11 protein-coding genes are annotated in these 16565 nt (G+C 65.9%); 1 reads left to right on the top strand and 10 read right to left on the bottom strand.

The window, feature by feature from the left end:
• Positions 1–4 precede the first annotated feature (4 nt).
• From ASE64_RS16900 to ASE64_RS16870, 7 genes are read right to left on the bottom strand one after another with little or no spacing between them, the layout of a single operon-like run.
• Positions 5–658: a pyridoxine/pyridoxamine 5'-phosphate oxidase gene (locus ASE64_RS16900; protein ID WP_156352063.1), complete on the bottom strand. Its 654-nt coding sequence runs from the start codon at positions 656–658 to the stop codon at positions 5–7.
• 2 nt (positions 659–660) lie between these two features.
• Positions 661–1872, bottom strand: coding sequence for an MFS transporter (locus ASE64_RS16895; protein WP_055783427.1), 1212 nt, complete (start codon positions 1870–1872; stop codon positions 661–663).
• A gap of 12 nt (positions 1873–1884) precedes the next feature.
• Entirely contained in the window at positions 1885–5721 is a 3837-nt protein-coding gene (gene hrpA / locus ASE64_RS16890; RefSeq protein WP_055783424.1) for an ATP-dependent RNA helicase HrpA, read from the bottom strand.
• A gap of 12 nt (positions 5722–5733) precedes the next feature.
• Positions 5734–6453 (bottom strand): ABC transporter ATP-binding protein, encoded by a 720-nt coding sequence (locus ASE64_RS16885; protein WP_055783421.1) that lies wholly within the window; start codon positions 6451–6453, stop codon positions 5734–5736.
• Positions 6450–7349 (bottom strand): ABC transporter ATP-binding protein, encoded by a 900-nt coding sequence (locus tag ASE64_RS16880; protein WP_055783418.1) that lies wholly within the window; start codon positions 7347–7349, stop codon positions 6450–6452. The genes ASE64_RS16885 and ASE64_RS16880 overlap by 4 nt, the downstream gene beginning before the upstream one ends.
• Positions 7346–10024 (bottom strand): FtsX-like permease family protein, encoded by a 2679-nt coding sequence (locus ASE64_RS16875; protein ID WP_055783415.1) that lies wholly within the window; start codon positions 10022–10024, stop codon positions 7346–7348. Before ASE64_RS16875 ends, ASE64_RS16880 begins: the two co-directional genes overlap by 4 nt.
• Positions 10021–13083, bottom strand: coding sequence for an FtsX-like permease family protein (locus tag ASE64_RS16870; RefSeq protein WP_055783412.1), 3063 nt, complete (start codon positions 13081–13083; stop codon positions 10021–10023). Before ASE64_RS16870 ends, ASE64_RS16875 begins: the two co-directional genes overlap by 4 nt.
• A 154-nt stretch (positions 13084–13237) precedes the next feature.
• Here ASE64_RS16870 and ASE64_RS16865 point away from each other — a divergent pair, with 154 nt between their 5' ends.
• Positions 13238–13768 carry a GNAT family N-acetyltransferase gene (locus ASE64_RS16865; protein WP_055783410.1) on the top strand — a complete coding sequence of 177 codons (531 nt, stop codon included), beginning with the start codon at positions 13238–13240 and terminating at the stop codon, positions 13766–13768.
• Between the two features lie 87 nt (positions 13769–13855).
• Here the strand turns inward: ASE64_RS16865 and ASE64_RS16860 are convergent, their stop codons facing one another.
• The 3 genes from ASE64_RS16860 to ASE64_RS16850 all read right to left on the bottom strand — a co-directional run bounded on the left by ASE64_RS16860 (position 13856) and on the right by ASE64_RS16850 (position 16473).
• Positions 13856–14596, bottom strand: a complete 741-nt coding sequence (locus ASE64_RS16860; protein WP_055783407.1) for a metallophosphoesterase — start codon at positions 14594–14596, stop codon at positions 13856–13858.
• A gap of 33 nt (positions 14597–14629) precedes the next feature.
• Positions 14630–15052, bottom strand: a complete 423-nt coding sequence (locus ASE64_RS16855) for an SRPBCC family protein (protein ID WP_055783403.1) — start codon at positions 15050–15052, stop codon at positions 14630–14632.
• 113 nt (positions 15053–15165) lie between these two features.
• Positions 15166–16473, bottom strand: a complete 1308-nt coding sequence (locus ASE64_RS16850; protein ID WP_055783401.1) for an HNH endonuclease signature motif containing protein — start codon at positions 16471–16473, stop codon at positions 15166–15168.
• Between the last annotated feature and the right edge of the window lie 92 nt (positions 16474–16565).

Genomic DNA, 16565 nt, shown 5'->3' with positions numbered 1-16565 from the left:
GGAGTCAGGGCCAGAGCAGCGTCGTCGACCAGCTCTGGCCCTGACTGCTGTACCGCAGTCTCTGGTGCCTGCGCTCGGCATCCGACTGCCAGAATTCGACGGACTCGGGGCGCACGCACCAGAGAGTCCACGTGGGCGACACGAGTTCTGGATGCGCGTCGAGTTCGCGCGCGGCCTCCTCGATGGCGGCCTCGCTCTCGTCGTGGCTGGCGAGCCGCTGACTCTGCGGGCTGCCGAGCGCCACGGCGCGCGCACCGAGTCCTCGGCGAGAGAAGTCGCGCGCGTTGTCTTCTTCTGAGCCGCGGGTGACCGTGCCGCGCACACGCACGGAGCGGCCGACCGCCGGCCAATAAAAAGTGAGCGCGGCCACCGGATTGGCCGTCAACTCCACGCCCTTCGCGCTCGCGGAGCTGCTCGCGAACCACCAACCGTCGTCGGTGAGGTCTTTCAGGATCAGCACGCGCGCATCCGGAACGCCATCGGCGTCGACGGTGGACAGCGTCATCGCGTGCGGCTCGACCTGACCGGCCTCGACCGCGTGGGTGAACCACTGAACGAAGAGCTCGAGCGGGTTGTCAGGGGCCGCCGACGGATCGAACGGCGGGGGAGTGCTCGTGAGACTCTTGAGTGGACGGAGACTGTCTCGAAGAGGGTGCACGATCAGAGTCCGCTCACTGTCTGGATGGGTTCGGTGTCGGGAATGGGGCTGGCGTCTTTGCCGCGGAGATCGGGGTGCCAGCGCTTTCCGACGAAGGCCACGATGAAGCCGATCAGCGCGAGGGCGGCCGCGACGACGAAGGCGCCAGACGCCCCTCGGCTGTCGATCATGAATCCCGCGACAGCCGAACCCACGGCGGCGCCGATGAGCTGGCCGGTGCCCGCCCAACCGTAGGCCTCGGCCGTGTCACTGAAGCGCACGCTCGCCGACACGATGGAGAACATGACGGCGAGAGCGGGTGCGATGCCGACGCCCGCGAGGAACAGGGTGGCGCTGAGCCACCAGATGTTCAGCGAGAAGGCGGCCAGGGCCGTACCGACGAGCACGATGAGCATGCGACGCGCCAGCGCCCACGGCCCGATGGGAACGTGACCCAGGGCAAGGCCGCCGACCAGAGAGCCGATCGCGAACACGGCGAGCACGACGCCCGCCTCCAGTCCGTCGTGGCCGAACGACGCGACGACGCCCGCCTCGATAGCAGCGCAGGTGGCGATCAGGAGAAAACCGACGACCGTGGCGAGCAGCACGGGCGGCTTCGTGAGCACGGCACCGAGCTTGCGTCGGGAGCGGGGGATGCGCACGCGACCGAGCTCGGGGCTCGCGATGAACCAGATGCCTCCGCCGACGAGGAAAATGGCCGCGAGCAGGATTCCCCAGACGGTGCTGATCTGCGTGGCCACGAACGTGGTGACGACCGGGCCGACCACCCAGATGATCTCTTGCGCGGAGGCGTCGAGCGAGAACAGGGGGGTGAGCTGCTTCGAGTTGACCATCTTCGGATAGATGGTGCGGACCGCCGGTTGGATCGGCGGCATCGTGAGGCCGGCGACGAGGGCGACGCCCATGGCGGCGGGGATCGTGAGCGGCAGGAGCGCGATGGCCGTGATGGCGAACGCGCAGATGATCATGGTGAGCGTGATCACCTGGCGCATGCCCCAGACACCCATCAGCCGCGAGGTGAGGGGCCCGGCGATGGCCTGGCCGATGCTGAGAGCTGCGAGAACGAGGCCGGCTGAGCCGTAGGAGTCGTGGACTTTCTCGATATGCAGCAGGAAGGCCAGCGACAGCATTCCGAAGGGAAAGCGTGCGGTCAGCTGCGCGGCGATGATGCGGGCGACGCCGCGGGTTTTGAGGAGACTCGAGTAGCTGTTCACAACCTCTCCACTCTACCGTCCAGCCGGTACAAGTGCCTTCTGAATACGTTGCATAGAGACAGGCTCCGCCGTTCCGAGCGATTGTGCAAACAGGCTCACACGATATTCCTCGAGGAGCCACCGCGCGCGCACGATATTCGGGGGCGAGTGCGGGGCGAGCGGGATGCGGCCGCCCGCGTCGGTATAGCGTTTCGTCGCCGTCTGCACCTCGGTCATCCAGGCCCGATCGCGTGCGGCGTTCTCGGCCAACTTGTCGAGTCTCTGCGTGAGCGCCTTGAGATAACGGGGCAGCTGGCGAAGCTGCGTCGTGCCCGTCGCAGACACGAAGCCGGGGTAGATGAGCCCCTTCAACTGCTCCCGGGCATCGCCGAGGGCGGCCAGCAGCGCCATGCTCGTGACACCCTTCAGCGCCTTCTCTGCATCGCGCGCCGCCGAGAGAATCGTGGTGACGACTCCCACGGTCGCGTAGAGCTCGTCCATGACCGTCGCCGAGAGGCGGTCTCGGGCCGTCTGGAACCCAGCCTCGTTCCAGAGCATGCCATCCGGTGCCATCTCGAATAGCACGCGCTGCGCGACGGCCCGCAGGCAGTCGTCGAACAGGGCCTGAACGTTCTGGTACGGGCTGGTCGCGAGCATCAGCTTCTCGTTCTGGCTGAGGTGCTCACGAACGTATGACAGGGGCGAGGGAACGGCGAGCAGCAGCAGACGCACGATGCCGTCCGGAGTCTGCAGCGCCTGCTCATCGGGCGAGGTCATCAGTCTCAGGGCCACGGATGACCCCTCGTCGACGAGAGCAGGGTAGGCGCGGATCACACCGCCGTGCTGCTTGGTGTCGACGAGCTTGGGCAGTTCGCCGAAGCTCCACGACGTGAGCCCCGTGCGTTCGAGATCGCTCGACACGCGCGTCGTGGCCTTCGCCACGGACTCGCGTGCGGCACCGCGGTGCTTCTGCTGCAGGGCCGGCAGATCCTTCGACACGGACAGGGTCTTGCCCCGCTCGTCGACGACCCTGAACGACATGCGCAGATGAGAGGGCAGTCGCTCGCGGTCGAAGTCGGATGCGCTGACCGAGACGTGGGCAAGGCGCGACATGGTCGTGGCGAGGGCCTGGAGATATCCTTCGTCACCGCCGCCCTCGGGCGTCTCGGCGACCAGCCGCACCGCCCAGTCGGTGGAGGGCACGAAGTTGCGGCGGATGTTCTTGGGCAACGACTTGATCAGCGCCGTCACCAACTCGACGCGCAGGCCGGGCACCTGATATTCGAAGGACTCGGGCTTGAGCCGCGGCAGCAGTGCGAGAGGCACGGTCGCCGTGACGCCGTCGTCTTCGGTGCCGGGCTCGAAGCGGTAGCTCAGGCCCAGGCGCTGGTCCTCCTGCTGCCACGTGGTCGGGTACTCGTTCTCGTCTATCTCGGGGGCGCCCTCGGGCACGAGGGCGTCGATGGTCATGGTGAGGAGGTCGGGGGTGTCGTGCTTCGCCGTCTTCCACCACCCCTCGAAGCTGCGCTGCGAGAAGACGTCGCGGGGGATGCGCTCGTTGTAGAAGTCGAAGACTGCCTCGTCGTCTGTCAGCAGATCGCGGCGGCGGCTGCGCTCCTCGATCTGCTCCAGCTCCTTGCGGAACGCGCGGTTGGCCCGGTCGAACGCCTGCTGCGACTCCCAATCGCCTTCGACGAGCGCGTGCCGGATGAACAGCTCGCGCGCGTACGACGGGTCGACGCGAGAGAACTGGATGCGCCGCTTCTCGACGATGGGGACGCCGAACAGCGTGACCCGCTCGTAGGCGACGACGGAGCCCTGCTTCTTCTCCCAGCGGGGCTCGGAGTAGCTGCGTTTGACCAGGTCGCCCGCGAGCTTCTCTGCCCACGCGGGATCGATCGCCGCGTTCATGCGAGCGAACAATCTGCTCGTCTCGACGAGCTCCGCGCTCATGACCGCGGCAGGCTGCTTCTTGCCCAGCACCGAACCGGGGAAGATGCTGAAGCGGGTCTGGCGCGCACCCACATAGTCCTTCTTGACCGCGTCTTTCAGGCCGATGTGCGAGAGCAGACCCGAGAGGATCGAGCGGTGGATGCCGTCGGGATTCACCGCGGGCTCGCCGATCGTGAGGCCCAGCGGCCGCGACAGCTGCTTCAGCTGGCGGTACACGTCTTGCCACTCGCGGATGCGCAGGTAGTTGAGGAACTCGTTCTTGCAGAGGCGGCGGAACGCGCTCGACGACAGCTCCGCCTGCTTCTCTTCGAGGTAGTTGTAGAGGTTGAGCAGGGTGAGGAAGTCGCTCGTCGGATCGGTGAAGCGGCCGTGCAGCTCGTCTGCTCGCTGGCGCTTCTCGAGCGGGCGCTCGCGGGGATCCTGAATCGTGAGTCCCGCGACGATGAGCATCACCTCGCGGCTCGTCCCCGTCTCTTTGGACTCGATCACCATACGGGCGAAGCGCGGCTCGATGGGCAGCCGCGCGAGGTCGCGACCGATCCTCGTGAGCCGTGGCTGGGCATCCGGTGTCTTTGTGTCTTTGTCTGCCGGCGTGCGCAGCGCGCCCAGCTCGGTGAGAAGGTCGAGGCCGTCTTTGATGCCGCGAGACTCCGGCGGCTGCAGGAACGGGAAGGAGGCGATGTCGCCCAGGCCCAGCGAGATCATCTGCAGGATGACCGCGGCGAGGTTGGTGCGCAGGATCTCGGGTTCGGTGAACTCGGGTCGCTTCTCGAAATCCTGCTGCGAATACAGCCGGATGGCGATTCCATCGCTGGTGCGGCCCGAACGGCCCGAGCGCTGGTTGGCCGACGCCTGCGAGATCGCCTCGATCGGCAGCCGCTGCACCTTGGAGCGCACGCTGTAGCGGCTGATGCGCGCGGTTCCCGAGTCGATCACGTACTTGATGCCGGGCACCGTGAGGCTGGTCTCGGCCACGTTGGTCGCCAACACGATGCGTCGGCGCACGCCGGGCGTGCTGCTGCGCTGGAAGACGCGGTGCTGGTCGGCGCTCGAGAGGCGTCCGTACAGGGGAAGGATCTCGGTGACGCCGCCCGCCGAACTGCGGTTTGCGAACTTGCCCTTGAGGGACTCCTCAGCGTCGCGGATCTCGTTCTCTCCCGAGAGGAAGACCAGGATGTCGCCGTCGCTCTCGCGTCCCAGCTCGTCGACAGCCTCGCCGATGGCCTCGAAGACGTCGCGGTCGGGTGTGCTCGGAGCCTTGTCATCGGTGTCGACATCGGTGTCGCTGTCTGCGCGCTCGCCATCTGCGGTCAGCTTCGTCTCCGCGACAAGCGGCCGATAGCGGATCTCGACAGGGAACGTGCGACCGGACACCTCGACGATCGGTGCGTCGTCGAAGTGCCGTGAGAAGCTCTGCGGATCGATCGTGGCGGAGGTGATGATCAGCTTGAGATCGGGCCGCTTCGGCAGCAGCTGCTTGAGGTAGCCGAGCAGGAAGTCGATGTTGAGGCTGCGCTCATGCGCCTCGTCGATGATGATCGTGTCGTACTTCGAGAGCATGCGGTCGTGGTGCATCTCGTTGAGCAGGATTCCGTCGGTCATCAGCTTGATGCGGGTGTCTTTCGACGCCCGGTCGGTGAAGCGCACTTGGTAGCCCACGAGGCCGCCGACCTCCTGGCCGAGCTCTTCGGCGATGCGCTCCGCGATCGTGCGCGCTGCGAGCCGGCGGGGCTGCGTGTGACCGATCGACTCGCGACCGAGTTCGAGGCAGATCTTCGGAAGCTGCGTGGTCTTTCCCGAGCCCGTGGCGCCTGCGACGATGACCACCTGGTTCTCGGCGATCGCGCGCGCGATGTCATCGCGACGCTGGCTGACCGGGAGTTCAGGCGGAAAGGTGATGTTCAGGATGGGATCCATGGGCATTCCATTCTAGATTCCTTCGCGCAGAGCTCCCGCGTGGCGCCCGCGTCGTGCGCTCAGGTGACCGTCGCGGATCTCGAGGATGCGGTCTGCGTGAGCCGCCATTCTCGGATCGTGAGTCGAAACGATCGCGGCGACATCGCGCTCGTGCACCAGTGTCGAGATCAACGACATCATCGTCTCGGCGTTGAGGCTGTCGAGTTGTCCGGTCGGCTCATCGGCAATGATCAGTCGGGGGCTATTGGAGAGAGCTCGTGCGATTCCGAGCCGCTGCTGCTGGCCGCCGGAGAGTTCGTTCGGTCTTTGCTGCGCGTGCTCTGCCAGACCCACGACCGAGAGCAGCTCGTCGACCCGTGCGGCTCGTTCGTCTGCGTCGGCCCCGACGAGTCTCATCGGCAGCTCGACATTCTCCGCTGCGGTGAGTGCCGAGAGCAGCGCGAAGGTCTGAAAGATGTAGCCGATCTCTCGCCGTCTCATATCAACCAGATCGCGATCGCTCGCGCCGGTCACCTGCCGTGACCCCAGCCAGACCGTGCCCGAGGTCGGGATATCCAGACCTCCGAGAAGGTTGAGCAGCGTGGTCTTGCCCGAACCTGACGGCCCGCGCAGCACCACGAGTTCGCCGGCGCGAACGTCGAGAGTCGCGTCGACAAGGGCCCGCACTTCTGTTGCGCCACTGCCAAAGGTGCGAGTCAGGCCCTCGGAGCGCAGCACCACGTCGTCGTTCATCTCTCGTCGTCCTCTGTCTCGCTCGCGGCCGGCTGCTCGGTCGGATGCACTTGCGCGTGGGTATCGGCCAGTTCCACGCGAACGAGCCCGCTCAGGCCCAGGCTGCGCACATACTCCTGCGGAAGCTGGAGGCGCCCCACCCGGTCGAGCACAACGAACTCCTGCGATCGGTGCTGCTCCTCGCCGAACTCGTTGGTCTCGGTTCTGCGGTGCACTTCGGTCGAGAGGCGCCCATCTCTGATCTGAACGGTCCTGCGCACCTTCGCCGACACATCCTCGTCGTGGGTCACGATGAGAATGGTGACGCCCAGCTCGCGGTTCACGTGACCCAGAGCGTCGAGAACGAGCTGCGAATTGATGTCGTCGAGTTCGCCCGTCGGCTCATCGGCGAAGAGAACCTCCGGTCCGTTGGCGAGTGCTACGGCGATCGACACGCGCTGCTGTTGGCCACCCGAGAGCTGCGAAGGCCGCCGGCCGGCGAACTCGCCCATACCGAGCAGTTCGACGAGCTGGTCAATGCGGTTCGCCCGTTGTGCGCGGGGCATTCCCGCGAGGACCAGCGGCATCGCGATGTTCTGGCGCGCCGTGTAATACGGCAGGAGGTTGCGGGAGGTCTGCTGCCAGACGAAGCCGACAGTGTGGCGCCGGTACTTTGTTCGCTGCGCCGAGGTCATGGTGAGAAGGTCGTGACCGGCGACGATCGCCCGACCCGCCGTAGGAACCTCGAGACCCGTGAGAATGGCGAGCAGTGTCGACTTGCCCGAGCCTGAAGCGCCGACGATGGCGATCAGCTCGCCTTGGTCGACCTCGAGCGTGAGCCCCTGCAGCGCCTGCACCTCCACCTCGTCTGTCGAGAAGATCTTGACCAAGTCGGCGCATTCGATCTGACGCGTCATGACTCTCCCATCTTGAGGGTGGATGCGGGGGCGAATCGTTTTCCGAGTGCCGCCGCGATAAGAACAGCTGCCACGATCGTCACCGCGTAGATGCCGAGCGCGCCAGCGATCCAAAACGGATCGATCGACGGAGTAGGCAGCGTAGTGCCGCCGAAGAACCCGCGAAGGTCGAGCACCGCGGTGACGATATAAGGCAGGACTATTCCGACACCCGCCCCCACCAGCAGCGCAGAGATCGCGACCGGCCCGAACTCCCAGGCCACGAGGGCGCGAACCTGGGGCGGCGTCATACCGATGATTCGCATCACTGCCACCACTCGATTTCGAGATGCCGCCGATGCCATGGCTGCCAGCGCGATGATGAGCATCGTGAAGATCAACGTGGCCCCCGCGGTGAGCACAAGAGCGATCTCTATCGCGGAGGTCGCGGGGGAGGCCTCTCTCTGGCGGAGTTCGGAGTGCACGTCGTAGATGCCCGCGGACTCGATGTATTGGTCGGGCTGCACCCTCAACACCGCATTGCGAATCGCATCGATGCTGGCAGGGCCATAGTTCTGGTCGAGGCCGATGAGAACGCTGCCCGGCCCCTGCTCGCTGACGCCCAGTTCGGCCGCCGTATTGTCACCGATGATCAGCCAGACGTCGGGCATCCCAGGGACAGCGGAGTCGGCGACGACGCCGGTGGGCTGAATCGAGATGTCACCCAGCCGGATGTCCGTGCCCACCAGAAGGTCTGCCAACGACTGGGACACCAGCACCGGGTGCGGCGATTCGTTCGCCGACCCGAGCTCGGGCAGATCGCCGCGCACCGCCGCGAGCGCGGTCGGGTCGACGAGCAGCACGTCGAGCCGGGTGGTTCCGGCTTCGTCTGTCAGGGTCACGTTCTCCTGCACTGTCAGTGCGGCGGCAGCGTCGACCCCGGGCAGGTGCCGGATGTCGTCGAGCAGCGTGTCGGGCAGATCGTGAGCGTCGACGCGGGCGTCGGCGCCGACGCTCTCGGTCGCCGCGCGCTGCTGGCTCACATCGACGGTGCTGATCATGATCGTTGAAAACATGACCATGGACACGCCGATCATGAGCGCCAGCGCCGCGATTGCACCGATTGCGGGGTCACGGATGGCTCGCGCCGAACCCACCTCGGCCACCGGCGCCAGCCGCCGGCGAACAACGGCACGCACTGCACGCAGGGGAATGGGGAACACTCTCAACCCGAGAAGACCGACAGATGCTGCCAGCAGCAGGGGGGTCGCGGCGAGCAGCGGATCGACGCCGAAGACGTCACCCGAGGAGACGAGTCCGCGACGCTGCAGAAGCACCAGGGCGACGATTGCGGCGCCTATGAGCGCTGCCTCGAGAACCCACCGGATGCGAGACCTCGAACGCACCGAGATGTCGTTGCGCGAATCGCGAAGGCCGCCGGGCGAGACCAGAATCGCCGCGAGCACGACCGGGCTCAGGGCCAGCGCTACCGGCGCGAGCACTCCATCGACTCCGACCCTCTCAGGCAATACCATCGCGGCGGCCGAGAGGGCTGCGATCGAGCCGGGGATCGAGATCGCCGCCGCCTCGATGACCATCACGCCGCGAAGCTGACCCATCGAGGCGCCTCGAGCCGACGCGAGACTCAGCGAGAAGCGCCTGCGGCGAACGAGGGTCTGAAGGCTCAGAGCATACGTCGCCAGGAGCACGCCGAGAAGACCGGATAGCGACAGTGCGACGAGCGCAACCGTTGCAGCGACCTTCACCGCGGTGTTCTCGATCACGTCGGCGAAAGACGTCTTCAGAGTGAGAGAGCCGGAATAAGGAAGCGCAACCGGTGTCGCGGACGCCTTGCGAATCTGCGTCGCCAGCTGTTCCCGATCCGCGAAGGAATACGCGTCCGGGTCGGCCGTGATCCACGCGACGAGAACGCCCGCTGCGAACGGTTCGCGCAACGAGGCTATCGAGTCGGGCGCGACGTACACGCTCGCTTGGATTATCGGAGCCCTGCCGGTCTCTCTGATGATCAAGGGGTGTTCGAGGTCGTAAGCGTGAGTCCAATAGGCACTCTCGGGATCGTCGGGTTCGTAGACCCCCGCGATCCTCAGGGCCGCCGATGAATACGGAACGACGTCGCCGACCGCGAGTTTCATCTCGGTCGCCGACTTCTGCGAGATGGCTATCTCGATCGGATTCTCCACTGCGGGGGTACCGTCTTCGAAGGTCCACGGCCGCGGTGCTTCGCCCGACACGTAATGCAGTCGTTCGTCGAATGCCAGGTCTATGGCGAGCCGTAGCGAGAGATCCACACCCTCGTCAGCACTACTCGAGCTCTGCCCTGTCGAGCTCTTGGCAACCCACACAGCGGCACCGAGACCGTCGGCGAGGGGATGAGGGAGCGTCGACGGAACCTGAGCGATCGCGCTGTCGGTCTCACCGAGCATGCCCTGGGCGCTCGTCCCCACACTCGACGAGGGCAGGCCGATGCGCCCCTCTCCGCTCAGATCCAGACGGCGAGGGCTTTCGTTGCCGAGCTCGAAGCTCAGTTCTGCCGTAGCCACCGCGGCGACAGCGCGCGGCACGATGGCGGCGACGAAGACCGTCGCTGTGACAAGAACGGCTACGAGAAGGGATGCCCGAAACCCTGCCCGCAGGTGATCGGAGAGCAGGCGCACCGACGAGGTGAAGTCGTTCATTCGTGCCCCTCACCCGGCAGAAGCCGCGAGGCGAGCGATCTGACCCGTCTGCTCAGATCGACGAGGATAGCTGCGATCCCCACGACCAGCGCGCCTAGCAGCAGGCCGAGCCCTGTCCAGTCCACCGCAAGAGACGCGGAGGACGACAGATAGCCACGATCTACCGCGGCGCGGGCGAGTTGCGGCACCGTCAGTGCGCCGACGAGCGCGCCGGCGGCCGCACCCGCGACAAGCGATGCCGCGAGCACGAATAACATCTCTCGCATCACGACGGCCGACTGCTCAGCGGGTCGCATTCCCAGGGCTCGAAGCGCTGCGATATCGTTGCGGCCCCATCGAATTCGTGAACTCGATGCAGAACCCATGGCGATGAAAGCGAACAGCAGGCACGCCGCGGCGGAGGCCCACAACGCGATCGACGCCGCGCCTAAAACCTTCCTGGACTCGGGGTTGTCGCGAAGCTCGATCTGAGCATTTGCGGGCACAACCCCGCGCACGGAGTCGCGCACCTGCTGCTGCTGCTGGTCGACGGTCGTCATCCACAAATCAGAGGATTCGGCGGGGAGGTTGCTCGTTCGTTGGTGAAAATGGTTGATCGCGGAGAGATCCATCAGCAAGGCCATGTCGCTGTCGGCGCCAGGAATCGCTGGCACGATCGCCGTGACCACGGCGTTGGCATCGCCGAGGACATCGCGCAGGCTCAGCGCGATGAGATCTCCGATCCGTAGGTCGAGGGCGCGTGCCAGTGGCGCGGAAATGACAACCCTCGGTCGCAGATATTCGCTGGCTGCGCCGTCACTGGCCGATGTCATCCGCAGAAACGGGAGTCCGGCATCCAGCACAAAACCATCGCCGCCAGCGTTGCTCTCGGGGGGCAGAGCGAAGTCGCTCAGGGTGTCGAGGCTCCAATACTGGCCCAGCGGTACGGTCTCGGCTGCGCCTCCGACGTCTGCGTCGAGACTCACCAGTCGAAAACTGGGTCGAATCACATCGAACGATTGATCCGCGAACGAGATATCGATCGAGATGAGCGACCCTGGCGCAGCGTGTTCTCCGGCGGCGACGGTGTACGCCAGAACGCCATCCGCCTCGACTGTCGGGCTGGCGAAGGTCACGGAGCGTACGCTCCCGAGCCGATCGGCAATCCATGCGCTCAAGGCTGGTGGTGCGTCGAATCCGAGCGCCTCGACGCGAAGCGTCAGGGTATCCGCTCCGTCCGGAATGATCGGGCCGGGGTCATCCATCTGGATGTCGTCTGCCGCCTCGTCGGGAGCGAAGACTCCGCCCGCGTCGTGTGCGACCTGCCGCAGGGCGTCAGGGGTCGCAGCAACCACCGATGCAGTGACGGTGCCGAGCGACAGCGTCTGCACGTCGACCGGAATAACGTCGACGACGTTGTCGGTCGCGGCGACAGCGTCGCGTTGCGCTGCCGACAGGGATGCCAGCGGCGACGAGACACGCACGTCTGCGCCCACATGAAGCGCTGCATTCTGGGCATAGAGATGCGACCACGTGGCCGAGAACGTCGCTGCCATCGTGCCGGAGCCCACCGCCAGGGCGACGATGACGAGAGGTGCGGCCACGCGCGCTGTCTGGCGAGCGAGCGTGCGAGCGGCGAGGTGAATGCCTACTACACCGGAACCACGGATTCGCCTGGAGTGCAGCCCGACTACGGCGGGAAAGGCAGCGAGTGCGGCGAGCACGACTGCGATGAGAGCGAGGGCTGGCGCGACGACCACGAGGGGATCGATGCCGGTTGACCCGTCTGCGTTGGTCGTGAGCGGCGATCCGTACCGCCGCAGTTGCCACACCGAAAGCGCCGCCCCGAGGGCGACGAGAAGAACCGCTCCGGGCGCGGCGACGCGGCGTGCCCTACTGTCGCCGCGTCCGCCCCGCGTCGATTGTGTGACGCTGGTCGTCGATCGGTAGGACGACGCCGCGGCGATAAGGATCGCAGCGATCACCACGAGCGTCGGGACGACGAAAGCGCTGGGGCGAAGAACGAGGGATTGACCCGCAATTGGCGCCACGGAGAGTGCGATAACGACAGCGGACACGCCGACTGCCGCGCCGAACACCGTGGCACTCGCAACCTCACCCGCCACCAGCGAGGCGATCGCCGCCGTGGATCGACCACGGGCCCAGAACAGGAGGGCATCCCGTTCACGGCTGGCGACCAATACCTGAACGAGTTGCCAGAGCGCAACCAGAGCGCTGCCCGCAATGAGCGCCGCGGCGACCGGTTCTATTGCGCGTAGTCCCTCGACTCGCTGGTCGAAGTCATCGAGGGTACGGGCGAGTTGGCTCTGGATCTGCAGCGAATCGAAACCGGATACCTCTCCTCGCCAGGCTCGTTGCACCGTGGCCCACGCCGAGCCCACGGAACTGCTGTTACTCGAGGTGAAGTCGTCGATCGATGTCGGAACCACCGTCCACACTGCTTTTGGCTGAAGGTCGAACCGATCCCACGCATCCTCGGTGATGACGAAAGGACCTCGTCGATCCGACCCACCCGTTTCGACGGCCTCGTCGCCGTACCAGCGGGGGTCGAGCGGGTCTATCGGGCGCCATGTGCCGGAAACCGTGAAGACAACCTGATTGAGAGAGACCTGGTCGCCGGCACGGAGACCCAGGGCGGCGGCGGCATTCGCCTGCACTGCGACCTGGTCGGCCACGGTGGGTGCCGCTCCTGTATCGAAGACAGCGCGTGTCTCGAGGTCAGGAACGGTGAGCGTCTCAGCGGGACCAGACTGATCTCCGGTCGAGAAAATGGCGCCGGCCTCGAGCGTGCGAGTGGTGTCGAATGTCACCTCGACGGCACCGAGCGTCTTCGCGATCGCTCGCCTGACTTCCGCATCCTGCTGATCGGCGTCTTCGACGCTGTCGAGAGACGCCCGGAGTGCGAGATCCTCGCCGGCCTGAGCGGAGAGCTCGGAACGAAGTCCCGCCGTGGCCTGCTGATCGATGTATGCGGAGGTGGCGACGGAGAAAGCGCAGACGACCGCCGCCACGAGTGCGATCGCCGCCAGGGTGAGAGCGCTCTCACGAAGTCTCGACACCGACCAACAACTCCCATTGTGTTGCGCCCGCCTCGTTACAGGAGCTAGATGTGAGTCTATGCGTCCGTTCGGTAGGTCGGTAGCCGCAGGAGTTCGATGGCGTGGTGCCCGATCCTGGTTCGGCTCACGTTGTTCCGTCGGTATCGTGGAGCGGATGAATGACGTGACCCTCGAGCTCCCCGCCGGATCCGCACTGCTGCGACGCGCCACGATCGAGGATCTCCCCACGATCATCGACCTGCTCGCCGACGACCCGATCAGTGCGGCGCGCGGCGACTCGGCCGATGCCGGCGATCGTGAGGCATATGAAGCAGCGTTCGCTGCAATTGACCGCGATCCGGCTCAGCGTCTGCTGGTGGTCGTCGACTCAGACGGGTCGAGCGATTCGGATGGCGCCGGCACTGTCGTCGCGACCATGCAGCTCACCGTGATTCCCGGCCTGGCCAGGCGGGGGGCCTCGCGTCTGCAGATCGAGGCGGTGCGGGTCTCGTCGAGTCAGCGCAACCGGGGGATCGGCGCGGCCATGATGCGCTGGGCTATCGAGGACGCTCGTGCCGCTGGCGTGCCGCTGGTGCAGCTGACGTCAGACGCTGCGCGGGTGGATGCGCACCGCTTTTACGAGCGGCTCGGTTTCGAGGCGTCGCACGTCGGGTTCAAGTATCGGATTCTCAGCGAAAAGAACTGATGGCGAGATCCACGCCGAGGTAGATGAGGACCGCCGAGGTCGTCATGGAGAGGACGCCCCTGGCTCGGGCGGACGTCAGCGCGGGGTTCACAAGGCCGACGGGCTGAGGTGATGAAAAACGGTCCGGATCTGAGCCGAGTCGATGGTGTGCAGCGCAAGTCCCGGCATGGCTGTCGTGTCGGCGATCGGATCGATCTTGCTTCCCAGCCTCATTGTCGAGACGATCCCGGGTGCTCCGAGTAGCGGCACACCCGAGAAGGTCGTAGCCAACCCGGCGTGCACGTGACCGGTGAAGAGGCCGATGATCTGCTCGTGCTCCGCAACGAGCGCCGCGAGCGCTTCTGGATTCGTGAGCCGGTACAGGCTGTCGGCCAGATCGTGCCCGACGGGGACCGGCGGGTGGTGCATCGCCAGCACGACGTGCCCCGGGGCGCTGGCTATTCGTTCGCGGGCGGAAGCCATCGACTCCGGAGTGAGGAAGCCATCGTCACGGCTATCGATGTGGGTATCCATCCCCACGATTCGCACGCCGCCGAGATCGAGGGTGCCGCTGAGTGTCTGCTCGTGGCCGGCGTGGGAGAGTGCGGCCAAGAAAGGTGCCGAGAGATCGTGGTTGCCTGGCACCACGAGCGTGGGGAGCCCGACCGGAAGAGCCGCGAAGAACTCCGCGTACTCTGCCGCAGCGCCATGGTCAGCGAGGTCACCGGTCACGAGGAGTCCGTCGAGAAAAGACAGATCTCGAACCAGATCGAGGACGGCGATGAGTCTTCGCGATCGTTCCGGAGACAGGTCCAGATGCGGGTCGCTGAGGTGGGCGATAACAGGCAAGGATGCTCCGTTCGACGGTTTACCCCACTCAGCCTAGGAGGCGGTGGGTCCGCCAGTTGAGGCGCGGACGTCTTCGACGAGCCGACGCAAGCGATCGAGGTCCTCCCCGACGGTGGTCGCATCGCGTTCGAATTCGTCGTCGTCGAGATCGAGCTGCCGAACGGTGAAAACGATCTCGGCGCCGTCGGGGTGCGCGATTGCTCGAACAGGGTTGGTTACGGTCACGCCCGACGGAAGTGTCACGTCGTGGTCGAGAATGCCGAACTCGTTGGGCGCAACAAATCGCACGGAGACACGGCCCATCGGCGACTCGACCCACAGGGTGTCGCCCTCGCGGGTCACCTCGGACTGCGCTAGGCCCGACGCCCACTTCGGCAGGTTGTCGGGGTTCGCTGCGAATTCGTAGACGGATTCCGGGCTCGCCGAAATGACGCGGCTGACGTGACGACTTTGCATAGCGTCAGTCTGCCAGCGGCGTTAGACGAGCGGCGAGACCAGCTCCGGTGATCTCGATATGCGGGGCTCGTTCCTCGCGCCGCTACTCGATCGGCGCAGATATCTATAGGGCGTTAGAAGGGGCAGTCTCCGAGCTCCTCTTCCGGGGTGGTGGCGGCAGCCGCCGTGGCGGCGACCAGGGCGACGAGTTGCCGGGGCGCAGGTTTCATCTGTCCTTGCGGGCGGACGAGATACGCGTGACCCGCCGGTGACGTCGCGGTGAGAGTGTCGTCGACGTTCTGGATGAACTGCCATCTGGTGTGGTGCTTCACGCGATGGTGCTCCGTGCTCAGCGGGGCGAGGTTCTCAGGGATTGTGTCGCCGCCGTAGGCATGATCCTCGGTGTGGTCCATATCCGCCTGTTCCGCCGGGACCGTGCACCCCGGGAACACACACGTCGGGTGCACGAGCCTTGCGTGATCGATCATGCGCGCAGTCGGTCGGTAGTCCCGCGGGTCAGTTGTCAGGATGCGCCCGCTTATCGGGTCGGTGAGAATGCGTCGCCACGACGTCGCCTCCGCCGTCAACTGCGCGGCGGTCGCCGGGTCGATCGGCCCATAGCTGCGGAGGATCGCGGCCTCGTCACCCACGCCGAGCAGTGTCATCGCGGGGACCATCACGTGCACCCTGCCGCGAATACCCCGGGTCGCGCCGGGTATCGAGGTCTCACCGTTGAGGAGCAGGTCGGTGAGGACGTCGACCTTCAGGTGCCCCATGCTGCGCGGGTCACCACCCTGCTTCAATCCGGCGGCGAGCCTGATAGCCCTGTCCGCGATCGCGTGGATCTCGGGGGCGGGGGCGAACAGGGTGAGGCAGGCCATGCCATCCGCAGCCGGGTCGACGTAGATGCGCCGGGTAGCTGCGGCATTCTCGGCGCGCTCCACCGCGGTCGATGGTTGGACGAGTTCGACTTCGTGGCGGGCCTTCTTCTCGAGTTGCCGAGGATTCACCTCGACGGCCAGAGAAGCCAGCTTCGCGTCGTACGTGGCAAGGGCCTCGCCTTCGAGGCCGTCCGCGTGTTTCGCGACCATCTCGGCGTGCTCCCACGACACCGCACCGGAGGTGACCGCGGCGAGGGTTGCTGGGAGCCGATCAACGAGGGCCGTGCTCGTGTCGACCAGCGTGGCGGTGCGGTGTTCGGTGCGGCGGGTCAGGAGTGCGAGCTCGGTGACGAGCTCGACCCGTTCTACCCTGGCCGTCGACCACACCGGCCCGCCCGTAGAGGTATCTGACGGTGCTTGCCGATGGAGGTGGTTTCTCGCTTCGGTGACGCGCCTGGCCCTGACCGCAGACAGCATCGCTATCTGCGCATCGAGGGCGGCAACCTCATCGAGCGCGACCACGTACGGGTCGGGTTCGAGGAGCGGGATTGTGGATGTCATACGAGAAGTCAAACAGCACCCACCGACACCGAGTAGTAACCGGCATTTGTTGGTTGATCAGGTAATAAGGCTGTGGATAACGATCCGAAGGC

The sequence above is a fragment of the Agreia sp. Leaf210 genome (genome assembly GCF_001421485.1).
Taxonomy (GTDB): Bacteria; Actinomycetota; Actinomycetes; order Actinomycetales; family Microbacteriaceae; genus Agreia.
This window is presented reverse-complemented; position numbering and strand designations above follow the sequence as displayed.

Bases quoted from the DNA above. Each gene is read 5' to 3' on its own strand.
- ASE64_RS16880 (WP_055783418.1), bottom strand. From the start codon at position 7,349: ATGACGCGTCAGATCGAATGCGCCGACTTGGTCAAGATCTTCTCGACA.
- ASE64_RS16855 (WP_055783403.1), bottom strand. From the start codon at position 15,052: ATGCAAAGTCGTCACGTCAGCCGCGTCATTTCGGCGAGCCCGGAATCC.
- ASE64_RS16875 (WP_055783415.1), bottom strand. From the start codon at position 10,024: ATGAACGACTTCACCTCGTCGGTGCGCCTGCTCTCCGATCACCTGCGG.
- ASE64_RS16885 (WP_055783421.1), bottom strand. From the start codon at position 6,453: ATGAACGACGACGTGGTGCTGCGCTCCGAGGGCCTGACTCGCACCTTT.
- hrpA (WP_055783424.1), bottom strand. From the start codon at position 5,721: ATGGATCCCATCCTGAACATCACCTTTCCGCCTGAACTCCCGGTCAGC.
- ASE64_RS16850 (WP_055783401.1), bottom strand. From the start codon at position 16,473: ATGACATCCACAATCCCGCTCCTCGAACCCGACCCGTACGTGGTCGCG.
- ASE64_RS16865 (WP_055783410.1), top strand. From the start codon at position 13,238: ATGAATGACGTGACCCTCGAGCTCCCCGCCGGATCCGCACTGCTGCGA.